Genomic DNA, 14,789 nt, shown 5'->3' on the forward strand with positions numbered 1-14,789 from the left:
CGCGGCCTCGCGGGGTCTCAGCGCACACCCTGGTACGGTCTCGGGCCCGCGACCCGTACCTGATCGAGCGCCCGCGCCCAGGCGACGAGCGATTCGACAACCCGCGCTGGAACGTGTTCTAGTGCTTGCGTGGTGGAGTTCACCGATATCGGGGATATACCGGCAGCGGAGATCGACCGCATGCGCGCTGTCTACGGCCCGCTCGCCGAATCGGTCCGACAGCTGATCGACGCGACGATCCGCACCGAGGTGGACGCCGATACGGTCTCGGCGATCCGCGAGCAGATCGACAACGCGACGGCGGTTCTGCGGTCACGACAGATCGACGGGCCCTTCGGCGTGCGCTTCACCACCGGTGGCGACCGGCTGCCGTGGGGCAACCCGGTGATCGGACTCCGCAACCCGATCGCACCGCCGCTGACCATCGAGCACGGCCCCGACGGGAGGGTGTACACCGACTTCGAGCTCGGCGCCGCCTACGAGGGCCCGCCGGGACATGTGCACGGTGGAATCTCGGCGCTGATCCTGGACCACGTGCTCGGTGAGGTGGCCGCCAACTCGATCAATCCCCGCTTCACCGGAACCATCACGCTGCGGTATCTGCGCCCGACACGCCTTGGGCGGCTACACGCCGAGGCGACGACCACGAGGTCCGAAGGCATCAAGTCCTATGCGACGGGTTTTCTCGCCGACGACGAGGGTGTGACGGTGGAAGCCGAGGGCGTGTTCATCGAGCCGAAGTGGGCTCGCGGATAGCGGCGATCCCCGACAAGCTGCGGGTGATCGCCCCGATCTCGGCGACCAGTACGCGGGCGGCGCCGTCGTCACCGGAGAGCCCGTCGGCCTTCTCCCGCACCTGCTGATCGGCCGCGGTCAGGGCCGCGATGTCCACGGTCCACGGTGTTCCCGGATTCGGCGGCGCCCCGCGCAACGCATCGACGAAATCGTCGACGGCGGCAATGAATTCGGGAGTCAACGTGGGCGGCGGCCGATTGGGCAGATTGGCCTCCAGCGCGGTGCACGAGATCGTGACGGCATTGAGCGCGGTGCGGTACGACCGCAACCACCGCCGCAGCTCACGGGATTCCATTCGGGTCGCACCTGATGCGGCTTCGAATCCGGCGCGGGCGCGGTAGGCGTGTTGCCACGCCGATGACACGGCGTCGGCCGGACGGTCGAGGGAGTGGACGTATGCCCTGACCACCGTTGCGGCGTAATCGATCTCAGTTTTGAGAAGTTCGCCGGCGCGGTGATGCAGCCGGGTCAGCGCATGGTCGGGCAACGCGACGTGCGCTACGACCGCGAGGCCGCCACCGACCACGATCGAGAACAACCGGTCCTCGAGTGTGGCTCCGGAGGTGGCCGCGTCGATCTCGAGAAGGAACACAACCGATGCGGCCAGGGCCGCGCTGGTGGCGATGTAACCCGTCCTGGTCGCGGCGTATGTCGCCGCCAGGCCCAGCGTCGCAAGTGCGGCGGCGATCAGACCCGTGGGATGTGCCAGCATCACGATCACCGAAGCGACGGCGACTCCGGTCCCGATGCCGGCAAGCCGGCCGACGCAACGCGTGTAGGTGTGGGCGGTCTCCGGGCGCAACACCATGAGCACGGTCAGCGCGATCCAGTAGCCGTGCGCGACAGGAGCGAGTCGGTCCGCGCACGCCGCGAGCGCGACCGCCGCAGAGAGCCGGACGGCGTGCCGGAAAAGCGGCGAAGTCAAGGTCATGTGAGAACGTACGGAGGCCAGCGCCCCACGCGCGGGGCTGATCAGGTCGGGCCGGTACAGATCCGGAAAACGCAACTCCGCCGCTTCGTGCAGTTGGTGGGAAAGCCGTTTCACGTCGGGGCTTTCCGGCTCGTCCAGTGCGTCGGCCGCGGCATCCAACCGAACCAGGCCGTGCTCGGCGTTACGCCGCGCGACGTGGGTGTGGTCGGCGATCGCGTCGAGCACCTCGGCCGCGGCCGCCAGCACCCGGGCGACGTCGTCGCGGTCACCGACCGGGGTGCCACGCAGCATCCGCAGTGTCGCCATGATCCGTTCGGGCAACCGATGTCCACCGCGGTACGCCTCGGGTCGGCGGCCTGCCTGGGTGTCGATGAACGCATCGCGCAACGACGGCTTCAGTGTCGCGCCCGCAGGCGTCTCCGCGTCGTGAGCGAGCTGACGCGCGTCCGAGGCCAGCGCCCCGTACGCGTCGGCCAGCGCCTCGCGTTGAGTGCGCCATCGCTGCGGCGGCCAGACCGCGATCAACCCCGCCTGCAGGGCACCGGCGACGATCGTCAGGGCGGTCGGGACCAGAACCGAGGACACCGACGGAGAAAGCGGCGGCGCGATCGCGAACAGCGCTCCTCCTGCGGCGGCCACCAGGCCTGCGTTGTTGCCGACAGCCCACTGCAATCCGGCGCCGAAGCACCAGAGCGCCAGGGCCACGATGAACGCGGCGTCCAACGAGGAGAGCAGGGATCCGAGGAAGACCGCCAGGCTCATTTGCACAGCGACGACGAGCACCCGGGCGATCCGGCCGCCCGGGCTGTCCTGAAGGGCGACGGCGCCGGCGACGGCCCCCGCCCCTGCTGCCCAGACAGCGGTCGCCCCGGACTCCCACAACAGCGCGATCGCGGCCACCGCCAACACCCCGAGCAGGCTCCTGACCACCGCCCACGGTTCGGGCATGGTCGGCCGGAGGGCATCGATGACCCTGCTGCGGGTGCTCACGTACTCATTCTGACGCTTGGGCACGGCATCCCCGGCCGATCACACGCGTCAATTTTCCGATGTTGCGGGGATGTGACCGGCCACCGCCGGGCAGCCGCGCACCGTGGTCTCAAAGCTCATGTGCCACAGCACAAGCCCGCCACCCCCGTGTGAGCCGATCGGGAGCCTCGCCCGTTTCGCCTGCACCGACTCGGGTCCGGCGTTAAAGTCAGCCGACGGGGTCGGCGGGTGACAGCATCGGAGGTGCCGGTGGCGGAGGTCGCTGTCGCGCGTGAATCGACAGCCGATGACGACCCGCCGTTCCGTGTCACGAGCACCCCGTCTCATGGTTACCACCGAGTTGACCCGTGCACATCGACGGCGGCTCGGCCACGGCAACGAAGGGAATCGTCATGAGCACGGCGGCCGAGCGAGCAGCGCAACTCGACCTGGTGGCCCGGTTGAAATCGGCTTATCCCGAACTGCCGGATGCGCCGACACCGGATCTGCTCGATCACAACCGGATCACCGCATATCTCAAACCCGTCCACGACGTCGGCGGGGAACCGGATGCGCCGATCAAGTACGAGAACAAGCAGTACGAGCTCTGGGAACACATGACGTATGTCATCTGCGAAGTGCTGGCCTGGCGCGGGATCTGGCTCTCCGAGGAACGCCGCCGCATCGGCAACGTCGATGTGGGCAGAGCCGAGTATCTGGGGTTGCCGTACTACGGCCGCTGGCTCTTGGCCGTCGCCCGCGTGCTGGTCGAGAAGCACCACATCGGCCTGACCGAGCTGAGTGAGCGCATGGCAGAGGTCAAGGCGCGCTACGAGGGTGGGCTGGCCGGCAAGAAGCTGGAAGCCAAGCCGAAGTGCGAAGGAGGCGGGGCAGACGTCAAGCGCAACGCCCACCACAAGCACGCGGTGGGCAAAGGCGACCCGCAGGTCTATGCCGGGCAGGCCGGCGAACCGAAGTTCAAAGTCGGCGATTCGGTGCTGGTGCGCGAGCTCCCGGTGATCTTCTACACCCGCACACCCGAATACGTGCGCGGGGCACGCGGCGAGATCGCGACCGTCGCCTATGAAAGCCCGGCGGCCGAAGACGAGACCTGGGACCGCCCGGCCAAACCGGAATGGTTCTACGTCGTGCGGTTCAACATGTCGCAGTTGTGGCACGGCTACACCGGCACCGGCGACGACGTCATACAGACCGAGATCCCCGAGCACTGGCTGGAGGCCGCCTCATGACAGAGCATGACCACGATCACGACCACGATCGGACGGTGGCACCGATGGTCGACGAGATCACCGACTTCGAGGTCCTCGAGATCGCGTTGCGCGAACTGTGCATCGAGAAGGGCATCTTCACCGCCGAGGAGCATCGCCGCTTCACCGAGTTCGCCGAACAGATCGGGCCGACACCCGCGGCCACACTGGTCGCCAGGGCATGGCTGGATCCCGAGTTCAAGAAGCTCGCGCTGGCCGAACCCATGACCGCAAGCAAGGAGGTCGGCGTCGACTGGATGGAGCCGACCGGGTTCGGAACCCCCAGTGATTTCACGGCTTTCGAGATCCTCGCCGACACACCCGACGTGCACAACGTGATCGTATGCGCGCTGTGCTCCTGCTATCCGCGGCCGATCCTGGGCAACTCACCGGAGTGGTACCGCACACCCAACTACCGCCGACGGATGGTGCGGTGGCCGCGTCAGGTGCTGGCGGAGTTCGGCCTGTACCTGCCCGACGAGGTCACGGTTCGCGTGCAGGACTCCAACCAGAAGCACCGCTTCATGGTGATGCCCATGCGCCCCGAGGGCACCGAGGATTGGACCGAGGAGCAACTCGCCGAAATCGTCACGCGCGACTGTCTGATCGGCGTCGCCCTACCGAAACCGGGCGTCACCACCAACGTCATCACCGACACCCGTCCCGCCGTTCACCCCGCCTCGGAAGCATGAGCGGCACACCGGATCCCGGTATCGAACAGACCACGGTCGCCCCGCTCGAGGAGATCGTCGAGCGCAACCAGGTCTGGTCGCGCATGGCAGCCAAATACGGCGTGGAAAACCCTGTGCCGCCGTGGAAGACGAGCCTCGACGGATTGTGCGACGCCCTCGACCGAGCCGCCTGCCAGGCCGACATCCCCGACTTCAAGGCGCGCCGCGACGAGGAGGACGTGTTGACCGCGACGCGCTACGCCCAGTTGCCCTACCCCGAGAGCCAACTGGTGGCGCTGGCGCACTCGCTGGTAGCCCGGGGCGTGATCGACGAGAACGAGCTGAGGCAGCGCCTGTCCCGCATCCGCGAGCGGTTGGAAGCCTGACCGCCGCGACGCGTTAGGTTCGCTTCGTGGAGAAAGTCGTCATCACGCTGCGGGGCGCCGACACCGACGACGCCTGGTGTGCGCGCCTGCAAGAGCGGGTCGTCCCGGATCTGCTGAGCCTGGGCACCCCGGGTGTGGCGGTCAACGTGCGCGACGGTGTGGTCCGCGACTCGCTGATGACGCTGACCACGCTGGACCCACCTGTGGTCGGCTTCGTCAGCCTGTGGACCCAACAGTCCTACGGCGATCAGGTCACCGACGCCGTGGCACGGCTCCGGCAGGAGGCCGACGACGTGGCCGCCTACCTGGTCACCGAATCGGTGCCGCTGGCACCGCCGGACACCGCGCCGGGGGAGCGGAGCGAGGGCTTCGCCAACGTCGCGCTGCTGCGGAGGCCTGCCGACCTGGACGAGGCAACCTGGTTGACCCGCTGGCACATCGACCACACGCCCGTGGCCATCGAGACCCAGTCGACGTTCGGCTACACCCAGAACGCCGTCGTGCGTGCTCTCACGCCGGGGGCACCGCCGGTCTCGGCGATCGTCGAGGAGCTGTTTCCCTCCGCTGCGCTGTCCGATCTGCACGCGTTCTTCGGCGCGGCCGATGACGACGAGTTGCGCAGGCGCATGGAGCGCATGGTGGCCAGTACGTCGGCATTCGGCGCGAATCGGGACGTCGACACGGTCCCGACCAGTCGCTACGTGTACCGGACTCCGTTTCACCAATAGCGCAGCGACACAGGGCGAGCCATGACATCACTCGACGATGCCGTCGCGCTGCGACTCCCGCGACGACTGGGCGGAATACGATCGCGTGATGGCGAGCAGCGCCGCACCGTGGTGCTCGTCGCACCCACCCGGGTCTACAGCAACGGGTAACCCTTAATCTGCTGCGGTGGCTGAAACAACCCTGCGGATCGCCGACGACAACCGGATTCGCACGCTCACCCTGAACCGGCCCGAGGTGCTCAACGCCTTCAACGAGGAGTTGTACCTCGCGACGGCGACCGCGCTGAAGGATGCGGCCGCCGATGACGAGGTCGCCGTGGTCCTGTTGACCGGGGAAGGACGCGCGTTCAGCGCCGGCAACGACCTCAACGAGATGCACAGGCGCATCACCGATCCCGCGTTCAACGAACAGGGCAGCCACTTCACCGCGATGATCGACGCGCTCGCCGATTTCCCCAAACCGTTGATCTGTGCGGTCAACGGCGTCGGTGTCGGCATCGGCGCAACGATCCTCGGCTACGCCGATCTGGTCTTCATGTCGGCCGATGCGCGGCTCAAGACCCCGTTCACCAGCCTCGGTGTGGCCCCCGAGGCGGCGTCGTCGTATCTGTTGCCGCGGCTGATCGGTCGGCAGAACGCCGCATGGCTGCTGATGTCATCGGAATGGGTGGACGCGGCCGAGGCGCACCGGATGGGCCTGGCCTGGAAAGTGTGCTCTCCCGAGGAGTTGTTGACCGAGGCGCGCCGGCACGCCGAAATCCTCGCGTCGCGGCCCATCGCGAGTCTGATGGCGGTCAAGCAGACGATGACGGCGCCGACCCGCGAGGGGATCAACGCCGCCACGGCACGGGAGAACGAACATTTCGCGGTGTTGATGGGCGCAGCGGCGAACGCGAGCGCGCTGGCCGACTTCACCGGCAAGCGCGACCAGTGACGCGACCCTAGTGGCTCACCGCTCTGGGCGCGGCGTTGTCGGCCTCGGAGTGCGCCGCGATGATCGCCCGCAGGGTACGCCGGCACCGCCCGCAGTCGCCGCCGGCGCCGCACGCCTCGGCGATCTGCTTGGAGGTGCGCGCCCCGTTGGCAACGCATTCGCTCACATCGTGGCTGGTGATCCCCATACACAGGCAGACAAACATGGCGCCCCCGTCACCCCTGCCCGTCGATGCTCATCAAGTGGGCGAACCGACCGATGAAGTGACTCGGATAGGGGCCGAGTCCCACGTTGGACATCCACTCCGCGGCCGCGTCCGGGTGATCGATCCACTGCCGCGCGGCGGTTTCGTCCTCGATCTCCTGCAGGATCATCACTTCCTGCCCGTCGTCGAGCGCACGGTAGACCCAGATCTTGCGCACTCCGCCGCGCTTGAAGCGTTCGATGCCGTCGTGGACCTTCACCATCAGGGCCGACACGTCCTCCACCGACGACATGACGCCCACGACCACCCGGCCGACGTGGTCGGCGGGCGAAGGCGGGTAGAGGTCGATCTTCTCGACGACTTCGCCACCGAAGATCGGCGGGATGTCGTCAACGCCGGCGGTGTCGAACCACTCGAAAACCGCCGATGACCGAAGGACGTCACGAATTGACCGCGCGTTACGAATTCCAATTGTCACCAGGACGCGGTTCGGCTCCCAGATCGACTCGTACACGACGACATGATGAGCGCCAATCGACTGCAAATTATCGCGTCGCTTTTTGAGCCATTTCCACATCCGCTCGACGTCGGCGACGCGAAAGTCGCACGCCAAAATCAATGAGTGCAGATCGTACTGACCCATCGATTCTTCCCGTCTCGCTCGTGCCATCGCCAATGGTTAGCGCAGTCTAACCTTACTTAGCCTAGGCAGTCCAGACTAGGTCTCGGATCTGCGCCTCGAGTTGCCGGAGCGGTTGAGAATCCACGGGAAAACACGCCTCGCGCAGCTTTTAAAGCGCGCTTGCGCGGCGTAACTGCACTAGCGTGGAAGGTGCACGAGCGACAGCGATTCTTGACCAGCCCTCAAGTGCCTAGGAGCGATCATGCAAGGCGATCCGGACGTCCTCAAACTGCTCAATGAGCAATTGACGAGCGAACTGACGGCCATTAACCAGTATTTCCTGCATTCGAAGATGCAGGCGAATTGGGGCTTCACCGAACTCGCCGAATACACGCGCAAAGAGTCGTTCGAAGAAATGAATCACGCGGAGGACATAACCAACCGAATTCTCCTCCTCGACGGGCTGCCCAACTATCAGCGACTCTTCTCGCTGCGGATCGGCCAGACCCTGCGTGAGCAGTTCGAGGCCGACCTTGCGATCGAGTACGAGGTGCTCGAGCGTCTGCGCCCGGGCATCATCATGTGCCGCGAGAAGGGTGACGCGACCTCGGCCACCCTGCTCGAGAAGATCCTCTATAACGAGGAGGAGCACATCGACTACCTCGAGACGCAGCTACAACTGATGGACAAGCTGGGCGACGAGCTCTACTCGGCCCAGTGCGTGTCGCGCCCGCCGACCTCGCTGTAGCGCGGTAGCGCGGTAGCGCGGTAGCGCGGTAGCGCGGTAGCGCGGTAGCGCTCTCCACAGCCCCGCGAGCGCGCGTGTTTGCCCACGAAACGCCGCACTTTTGCGGCGTTTCGCGGACGCTCGTACGGCGTTTTGTGCACGCTCGCGAGGGCAACCCTCTCCGGGTGCGTAACTTTCATAGCCTTACTAACGATATGGCTGAAGGGTTCGCATCGGAAGGGAAGCAGTGACGAGTCAGGCCACGACAGCGGCCGCCGATCCCGACGCCGGCGGCGCGGATATCGGCCCGAGGCGCCGCAACGCCATCTTCGTCGCGGTGTTGCTCGGGATGCTGCTGGCCGCGCTGGATCAGACGATCGTGGCGACCGCGCTGCCGACAGTGGTCGCCGACCTCGGCGGCGCGGGCCACCAGTCGTGGGTGGTGACGAGTTACCTGCTGGCATCCACCATCGTCACGGCCATCGTCGGCAAGCTGGGCGACCTGTTCGGCCGCAAGACGGTGTTCGGCGCCGCAGTGCTGTTCTTCCTGGCCGGGTCGGTGCTGTGCGGTATGGCCGGTTCGATGACCATGCTCGTCGCCTCCCGGGCTCTGCAGGGCGTCGGCGGTGGCGCCATCATGGTCACCGCGATGGCGTTGATCGGCGAGGTCATCCCCCTGCGCGACCGCGGTCGCTATCAGGGCGCGCTCGGCGCGGTGTTCGGTGTCACGACCGTGATCGGGCCGCTGCTCGGCGGCTTCTTCACCGACCACCTCAGCTGGCGCTGGGCATTCTGGATCAACGTGCCCGTCGCGCTGGTGGTGCTCGCCGTTGCGGCGGTGGCGATCCCGCCGCTGGCCAGATCCGGAAAGGCCGTCATCGACTACGCGGGCATCGTGTTCGTGGGACTGGGCGCCTCCGGGCTGACATTGGCCACGAGTTGGGGCGGCAGCACGTACGCGTGGTCGTCGGCCCCGATCATCGCGTTGTTCGTGGGCTCGGTCGCGGCCCTGGCCGTGTTCGTGTGGGTGGAACTCCATACCGCCGAACCGATCCTGCCGATCCGGTTGTTCGCCAGCCCGGTTTTCACGGTGTGCTGCATCCTCGGGTTCATCGTGGGCTTTGCGATGTTGGGCGCGCTGACGTTCCTGCCGACCTTCATGCAGTTCGTCAACGGTGTCTCGGCGACGACGTCGGGTCTGCGCACGCTGCCGATGGTCGCGGGCATGCTGATCACCTCCATCGGCAGCGGCCAGATCGTCGGCCGCACCGGCAGATACCGGGTCTTCCCGATCGCGGGCACCGCGACCATGGCGGTCGCGTTCCTGTTGTTGTCCGGTATGGACGCCGCGACACCCACCTGGCAACAGTCGCTGTATCTGTTCATCCTCGGCACCGGGATCGGACTGTGCATGCAGGTGCTCGTGCTGGTCGTGCAGAACACCTCGAGCTTCAGCGACCTCGGTGTGGCCACGTCGGGAGTCACCTTCTTCCGAACCATCGGAAGCTCCTTCGGCGCAGCGATTTTCGGCAGCCTGTTCGCCAACTTCCTCGCGAGCCGGATCGGACCCGCGCTGGCCGCCGGCGGTGCGCCGCCGCGAGCAGCGGAGTCGCCGCAGGCGCTTCACATGCTCAGTCCGCAGATGGCCGCACCGATCGTCGACGCCTACGCCGACTCGCTGGGTCGCGTCTTCCTGTGCGCGGTGCCCGTGGCGGTGGTCGGCTTCGTCGTCTCGCTGTTCCTCAAGGAGGTGCAGCTGCGGGAGGTGGAGACGGTGTCGGCCTCTGACCTGGGTGAGGGCTTCGGCATGCCGAGCACCGAATCGCCCGAGAAGATCCTCGAAGTGGCCGTCGGCCGGCTGTTCCGCGACTCGCCGGAGATCCGACTGCGCAGTCTGGCCCGCGAACCCGGGTGCGACCTCGACGTCAGTCAGATGTGGGCGCTGCTTCAGATCTACCGGCAGAACCAGGTATTCGGATCGGCGACGCTGACCGATATCGCCGAACGACTCCGGGTGCCCTACGAGATCATCGAGCCGGCCTTCGATAATCTGGTGCGACGCGGCCTGGCGCTTCGCACCGGCGAACGGCTCTGGCTGACCCAGAACGGGATCCGGCAGGTCGACGCGATCTCGACGGCGATCGTGGGCCGCATCGTCGAGAAGTTGGCAACGTCACCGTCCTTCGAAGGGCACCCCGACCGGTTCCAGGTCGAGGTCGCACTGGAGCGCATCGCGCACCGAATGCTCCTGCAGCGCGACTGGACCGACGACCGCGCCCAGCTGATCGCCACCAGCTGACTGCGCCGGTCCGAGAACTAGAACGCGTTCCACTTCGACGACCGCGGGCGTACGATGCGGCCATGAGTCGAATCGGAGATTTCGCCGACGATGACGCGGCCGCCTGGGTGACGAAGTCGCCGGATATCGGCATTGCGATGGCCGGCTTCACCAATGCGGTTTACACCAAGAACCGGCTGCCGATGCGGGTGCGCGAACTGGCGCGGATGGTCATCGCTCTGGACAACGAATGCGTGGTGTGCCAGAACACCCGCGACTCCGAAGGTCTGGCGGCCGGCGTCGACGAGGATCTCTACGATCACGCCGCCGAATGGCGGACGTGGCCCGGCTACAGCGCCCAGGAGCGCATCGCCGCCGAGTTCGCCGAACGCTTCGCCGGCGACCACACCGGGCTGCGCGACGACGAGGACTTCTGGCAGCGTTGCCGCGAGCACTTCTCCGAAGAGTTGCTCACCGATCTGGCGCTGTCATGCGCGATGTGGCTCGGCATGGGGCGCATGTTGCGCACGCTCGACATCGGCCAAAGCTGCAAGATCACGCTGTAGGCCGCAGCCGGGGCGCGCACAATGGCTGTCGTGAACGCAGGGGCAGCCAAACCGCTCGCGGCGGCGGCGATCGCCCAGCTCGAATCCGACGGGGTCGCCACCCTCATCGGTACGGTCGTCAACGGCGCCGGGCTCACGCTCGCCAAGACCGTGCCGCTGCGCCGAATGGGCACGTTCGCCGACCCCGGTCTCGGCGCCAGCCCGGTGTGGCACGTTTTCGCGATCGACCAGAGCGGAATCGTCTTCGGCAACGACATCGGCGTGGTGGGGGATCAGCGGATCCGCATCGACCTCGCCGCACTACGTATCCTCGGTGACGGATTAGCCTGGGCGCCAGGCAATTTCTACAACCAGGACGGAACCCCGGACGCCTACTGCACGCGCGGCGCGCTCGGACGAGTCTCGGACCGGCTGTCCGATGCGGGAATCAGCACGGTCGTGGGCCATGAGATGGAGTTCGTGCTCGTCGGGCCCGACGGCAGCCGGTTGCCGTCGCACCTGTGGGCCCAATACGGTCTGGCCGGACTCTTGGAGTTCGAGGGGTTCGTCCGCGACGTCACCAACGCGGCAACCGCATCGGGGGTTGCGATCGAGCAGTTCCATCCCGAGTACGGCGTCAACCAGTTCGAGATCTCGCTGGCACCACTGCCACCGGTTGCGGCCGCCGATGCGCTGGTGCTGATGCGGATCATCATCGGGCGGGTCGCGCGGCGGTACGGAATGCGGGTAAGCCTGTCGCCGGTCCCGTTCGCCGGAGAGGTCGGATCCGGTTCGCATCAACACTTCTCGATGCGGCGCGACGATGTCCCGCTGTTCTCCGGCGGTGACGGTGTCAACGGCCTGACGCCCGAGGGGGAGTCGGCGCTGGCGGGTCTGCTCGCCGGCCTGCCCGAGGCTCAGGGCGTGCTCGCCGGTTCCGTGTTGTCCGGCCAACGCATGCAACCTGGTCACTGGTCGGGGGCTTCGGTCTGCTGGGGCACCGAGAACCGCGAGGCCGCAGTGCGTTTCCTGATCGGCGGCGTCAGCAATCCGCAGGGGGCCAACGTCGAAGTCAAGGTCGTCGATCCCTCGGCCAATCCGTACCTGGCGACGGCGGCGATCCTCGGGCTAGCCCTCGACGGGATCGAACGCGAGCTCACACCGCCGCCGGAGACGACGGTCGATCCCTCGACTCTGACCGATGAGCAACGGCAGGGGGCCGGGATCGTGACGATGGCCCAGAACCAGGCCGAGGCGGTCGACGCGCTCGAGCGGTCCTCGCTGATGCGGAGCATCCTCGGCGATGCGGTCGTCGACGCCGTGGTGGCGGTACGTCGCTACGAGCACACAAACTTCGGCGACCTCAGCGCGCAGGATGCTGCCGACAAGTTCCGGTTGGCCTGGAGCGTCTAGCTTCTCGCATGCCCCGCGCGCCCGCAGTCTGAGTCAGACCAGACCGGTCGCGTCGAACACCCAGCTCATATCGGCGTTGGCGAAGTCCTCCATCCACGTGGGCGGGGCGTTGTTGGCCAGCGCCCCCATGTCCCAGTAGTCCTTCCACAACGTGATCTTGCCGTCCTCGACGCGATGCACGCTGACGAACTGAAGCACCGCCGATTCACCGGTGGCCCAATGCCATTCCTCGGAATGCTCGTACATCACGTCGGTACCGTTGTCGACCAGCAACCCGGTGAAGTTCTCGTAGGAGGCCAGCGGCTCCAAGCCGATTTTGAGCCGCTTGACGATGTCCTCCGGCCCGCGCGCAGCGGCCGTCGGACCTACCGGCATGTCGAGGTAGATGCAGTCGTCGGACAGAAAGGTCTTGACCGCCTCCCAGTCACGCGCCGACAGCGCCTTCCACATGCCCAGAACCGTATCCTCAACCGACACTGGCCAATTCACCTTCCTGCTCGACAAGCGCGGGCGCCTTGTGCGCCGCGCGCAGGAACCGTCCGGTCCGCCGTTTACCGACCAGATCGGTCGGTTCGCCGTCGAGGAAGACCGCGCGGCCGCCGACAAACACAGCCGAGACCGTGTCATCGTTGCGATTGACCATTCGCGACAGCCCGCCGTAGTGGTCGACACGCTCCTCTGCGTACGCGTCCAGCGAGTCGTCGAGGTGGGCGGGGTCGACGATCACCACGTCGGCCCGGTCCCCGATACGCAGGTGCCCGGCGTCCAGGCGATACCAGTCGGCCAGCTCACCGGTGAGCCGGTGGACCGCGTGTTCGACCGTCATGAACGGCTTTCCGGCTCGTTCGGCGCGGTACACGTGGCGCAGCAACCGCAGACCCATGTTGTAGAACGCCATGTTGCGCAGGTGCGCACCGGCGTCGGAGAAGCCCATCTGGATGCCCGAATCCGCGGCGAGCTTCTTGAGCACCTCGGGTCGGTGGTTGGAGATCGTGGTGCGCCAGCGCAACGCCGTGCCGTGTTCGAGCACCAGGTCCAGGAAGGCGTCGACGGGATGCACGCCGCCGCGCTCCTGACCGACCTGGCCGAACGACTTGCCGACGATCGACGCGTCCGGGCAGGCGACGATTTCGGCGTCGAAGAAGTCGCGCTGCCACACCCGGATTCCGAGCTTGCTCTCGTACTCCTTGCGGAACCGGCGCCGGTAGGCCGCGTCACGCATGAGCTCGTTGCGCTCGACCTCATCGCGCAGATGCAGCGCCGCCGCGCCCGCGCCGAACTCCTCGAAGACCACCAGATCGATACCGTCGGCATAGACCTCGAACGGGACCGGCAGATGCTGCCAACGGAAGTTCCCGCCGAGCTTGTTGACCAGCCGGGCGGCCGGGCCCAGCGCGTGGATGCTGTACGGGTTCGATTTCACGTCCGCGGCCGACAACAAGCTGGTCTTGAGCGGGTTGCGGATGATGCCCAGCGACTGCGCCAGCTGCGAGCCGAGATTGAGCGGGTTCTGAATGTCGGGGCCCGACTGCAGGATTCGGCCGGCGCGTCGCAGCAGCGCCTTGAGCCGACGCAGTTCGCGCGGTCTGGCATAGGTCGACGGAAGAGTCCTCGACCGGCACACGTCACCGTCGAGCTTGTCGAACAGCAGTTGCTGCGAGGACATCCCGACGAAGCCGGCCTCCAGCGCCTCCGACAGCCAGCGCTCCATCTGAGCTTGCTCGGGCTTGGTCGGGCGCTGATCTTTACGCGTGGCGCGGTCGAGTCCCATGATCGCGGCGCGCATATCGGAGTGCCCGATGAAGGCCGCGATGTTGGGGCCCAGCGGCCGGGACTCCAGCGCCTGAATGTATTCCTCGCAGTTCGACCAGGTCTTGTGCTGCTCGACCGCGGCGATCACGTGGTCGCGGGGGATCGCCTCCACCCGGCCGAAGATGTCGCCGGCGGCGCCGGCGTCGACGTGCACCGTCGACAGCGAGCAGGACCCGAGCATCACCGTGGTCACGCCGTGGCGCAGCGACTCGGCGAGGGCGGGACCGTTGAGCACCTCCACGTCGTAGTGGGTGTGGATGTCGAGCATGCCGGGCAGGACCCATTTGCCGGTGGCGTCGATGATTTGCGGGCAACCGGTCGCGTCCAGATCTTCCGGGCTGACCGCCACCACACGACCCGCACGGATACCGAGGTTGCGGATCGCCGACGGAGCGCCGGTGCCATCGAACCAGCGGCCGTTGCGGATGATCGTGTCGTAGGTCACCCCGCCATAGAACAGCCCCGGCAATTAGCCTGTCAATCGAATCCGTGAACAGATTCGTAA

16 protein-coding genes are annotated in these 14,789 nt (G+C 66.7%); 11 read left to right on the forward strand and 5 right to left on the reverse strand.

What is annotated here, in order from left to right:
• The first annotated feature begins 129 nt into the window (after positions 1-129).
• Positions 130-756, forward strand: a complete 627-nt coding sequence (locus tag AU072_RS07210) for a PaaI family thioesterase (RefSeq protein ID WP_064413145.1) — start codon at positions 130-132, stop codon at positions 754-756.
• On the opposite strand, the gene AU072_RS07215 is transcribed toward AU072_RS07210, so the two are convergent.
• A complete protein-coding gene (locus AU072_RS07215; protein WP_120270971.1) occupies positions 728-2,674 on the reverse strand; it encodes an FUSC family protein in 1,947 nt (648 codons plus the stop codon). The two genes, AU072_RS07210 and AU072_RS07215, sit on opposite strands and share 29 nt — an antisense overlap.
• A gap of 434 nt (positions 2,675-3,108) precedes the next feature.
• On the opposite strand from AU072_RS07215, the gene AU072_RS07220 reads away from it, so the two are divergent.
• Genes AU072_RS07220 through AU072_RS07240 form a run of 6 tightly spaced genes read left to right on the forward strand, consistent with a single transcriptional unit; the run spans position 3,109 to position 6,682 of the window.
• Positions 3,109-3,945, forward strand: coding sequence for an SH3-like domain-containing protein (locus AU072_RS07220; RefSeq protein ID WP_064413254.1), 837 nt, complete (start codon positions 3,109-3,111; stop codon positions 3,943-3,945).
• Positions 3,942-4,655 (forward strand): thiocyanate hydrolase subunit gamma, encoded by a 714-nt coding sequence (scnC, locus tag AU072_RS07225; protein ID WP_064413146.1) that lies wholly within the window; start codon positions 3,942-3,944, stop codon positions 4,653-4,655. The genes AU072_RS07220 and scnC overlap by 4 nt, the downstream gene beginning before the upstream one ends.
• Entirely contained in the window at positions 4,652-5,020 is a 369-nt protein-coding gene (locus AU072_RS07230; protein WP_064413147.1) for a hypothetical protein, read from the forward strand. Before scnC ends, AU072_RS07230 begins: the two co-directional genes overlap by 4 nt.
• A 26-nt stretch (positions 5,021-5,046) precedes the next feature.
• Complete coding sequence (locus tag AU072_RS07235) at positions 5,047-5,748, forward strand: EthD domain-containing protein (RefSeq protein ID WP_064413148.1); 702 nt, start codon at positions 5,047-5,049, stop codon at positions 5,746-5,748.
• Between the two features lie 21 nt (positions 5,749-5,769).
• The gene (locus tag AU072_RS28765; protein WP_268874531.1) at positions 5,770-5,898 is read left to right on the forward strand and encodes a hypothetical protein; all 129 of its coding nucleotides are present in this window, start codon (positions 5,770-5,772) and stop codon (positions 5,896-5,898) included.
• A 16-nt stretch (positions 5,899-5,914) separates the two neighbouring features.
• Complete coding sequence (locus tag AU072_RS07240) at positions 5,915-6,682, forward strand: enoyl-CoA hydratase/isomerase family protein (protein WP_064413149.1); 768 nt, start codon at positions 5,915-5,917, stop codon at positions 6,680-6,682.
• Positions 6,683-6,689: 7 nt separating this feature from the next.
• On the opposite strand, the gene AU072_RS07245 is transcribed toward AU072_RS07240, so the two are convergent.
• Together AU072_RS07245 and AU072_RS07250 are read right to left on the reverse strand one after the other, a co-directional pair.
• Complete coding sequence (locus tag AU072_RS07245) at positions 6,690-6,887, reverse strand: (2Fe-2S)-binding protein (protein ID WP_064413150.1); 198 nt, start codon at positions 6,885-6,887, stop codon at positions 6,690-6,692.
• Between the two features lie 10 nt (positions 6,888-6,897).
• A complete protein-coding gene (locus AU072_RS07250; RefSeq protein WP_064413151.1) occupies positions 6,898-7,530 on the reverse strand; it encodes a hypothetical protein in 633 nt (210 codons plus the stop codon).
• A gap of 241 nt (positions 7,531-7,771) precedes the next feature.
• Between AU072_RS07250 and bfr the strand changes: the two genes are divergently transcribed.
• The 4 genes from bfr to AU072_RS07270 all read left to right on the forward strand — a co-directional run bounded on the left by bfr (position 7,772) and on the right by AU072_RS07270 (position 12,472).
• Positions 7,772-8,257 (forward strand): bacterioferritin, encoded by a 486-nt coding sequence (bfr, locus tag AU072_RS07255; RefSeq protein ID WP_064346351.1) that lies wholly within the window; start codon positions 7,772-7,774, stop codon positions 8,255-8,257.
• A gap of 226 nt (positions 8,258-8,483) precedes the next feature.
• Positions 8,484-10,535 (forward strand): MDR family MFS transporter, encoded by a 2,052-nt coding sequence (locus AU072_RS07260; RefSeq protein ID WP_064413152.1) that lies wholly within the window; start codon positions 8,484-8,486, stop codon positions 10,533-10,535.
• Between the two features lie 62 nt (positions 10,536-10,597).
• Positions 10,598-11,080 (forward strand): carboxymuconolactone decarboxylase family protein, encoded by a 483-nt coding sequence (locus tag AU072_RS07265; protein WP_064346349.1) that lies wholly within the window; start codon positions 10,598-10,600, stop codon positions 11,078-11,080.
• Positions 11,081-11,101: 21 nt separating this feature from the next.
• Positions 11,102-12,472, forward strand: a complete 1,371-nt coding sequence (locus AU072_RS07270) for a type I glutamate--ammonia ligase (RefSeq protein ID WP_064413153.1) — start codon at positions 11,102-11,104, stop codon at positions 12,470-12,472.
• A gap of 33 nt (positions 12,473-12,505) precedes the next feature.
• Here the strand turns inward: AU072_RS07270 and AU072_RS07275 are convergent, their stop codons facing one another.
• Both AU072_RS07275 and AU072_RS07280 read right to left on the reverse strand, forming a co-directional pair.
• On the reverse strand, positions 12,506-12,949 hold the full coding sequence (locus AU072_RS07275) for a nuclear transport factor 2 family protein (RefSeq protein WP_064413154.1): 444 nt from the start codon (positions 12,947-12,949) through the stop codon (positions 12,506-12,508).
• Positions 12,939-14,729, reverse strand: a complete 1,791-nt coding sequence (locus AU072_RS07280; protein ID WP_064413155.1) for an N-acyl-D-amino-acid deacylase family protein — start codon at positions 14,727-14,729, stop codon at positions 12,939-12,941. Before AU072_RS07280 ends, AU072_RS07275 begins: the two co-directional genes overlap by 11 nt.
• Positions 14,730-14,789: the final 60 nt, after the last annotated feature.

Origin of the sequence: Mycolicibacterium novocastrense, from assembly GCF_001499835.1 — a bacterium.
In the GTDB taxonomy this organism is placed as follows: domain Bacteria; phylum Actinomycetota; class Actinomycetes; order Mycobacteriales; family Mycobacteriaceae; genus Mycobacterium; species Mycobacterium novocastrense.

Bases quoted from the DNA above. Each gene is read 5' to 3' on its own strand.
- AU072_RS07215 (WP_120270971.1), bottom strand. From the start codon at position 2,674: ATGCCCGAACCGTGGGCGGTGGTCAGGAGCCTGCTCGGGGTGTTGGCG.
- AU072_RS07220 (WP_064413254.1), top strand. From the start codon at position 3,109: ATGAGCACGGCGGCCGAGCGAGCAGCGCAACTCGACCTGGTGGCCCGG.
- scnC (WP_064413146.1), top strand. From the start codon at position 3,942: ATGACAGAGCATGACCACGATCACGACCACGATCGGACGGTGGCACCG.
- AU072_RS07230 (WP_064413147.1), top strand. From the start codon at position 4,652: ATGAGCGGCACACCGGATCCCGGTATCGAACAGACCACGGTCGCCCCG.
- AU072_RS28765 (WP_268874531.1), top strand. From the start codon at position 5,770: ATGACATCACTCGACGATGCCGTCGCGCTGCGACTCCCGCGACGACTG.
- AU072_RS07245 (WP_064413150.1), bottom strand. From the start codon at position 6,887: ATGTTTGTCTGCCTGTGTATGGGGATCACCAGCCACGATGTGAGCGAA.
- AU072_RS07250 (WP_064413151.1), bottom strand. From the start codon at position 7,530: ATGGGTCAGTACGATCTGCACTCATTGATTTTGGCGTGCGACTTTCGC.
- bfr (WP_064346351.1), top strand. From the start codon at position 7,772: ATGCAAGGCGATCCGGACGTCCTCAAACTGCTCAATGAGCAATTGACG.
- AU072_RS07265 (WP_064346349.1), top strand. From the start codon at position 10,598: ATGAGTCGAATCGGAGATTTCGCCGACGATGACGCGGCCGCCTGGGTG.
- AU072_RS07270 (WP_064413153.1), top strand. From the start codon at position 11,102: ATGGCTGTCGTGAACGCAGGGGCAGCCAAACCGCTCGCGGCGGCGGCG.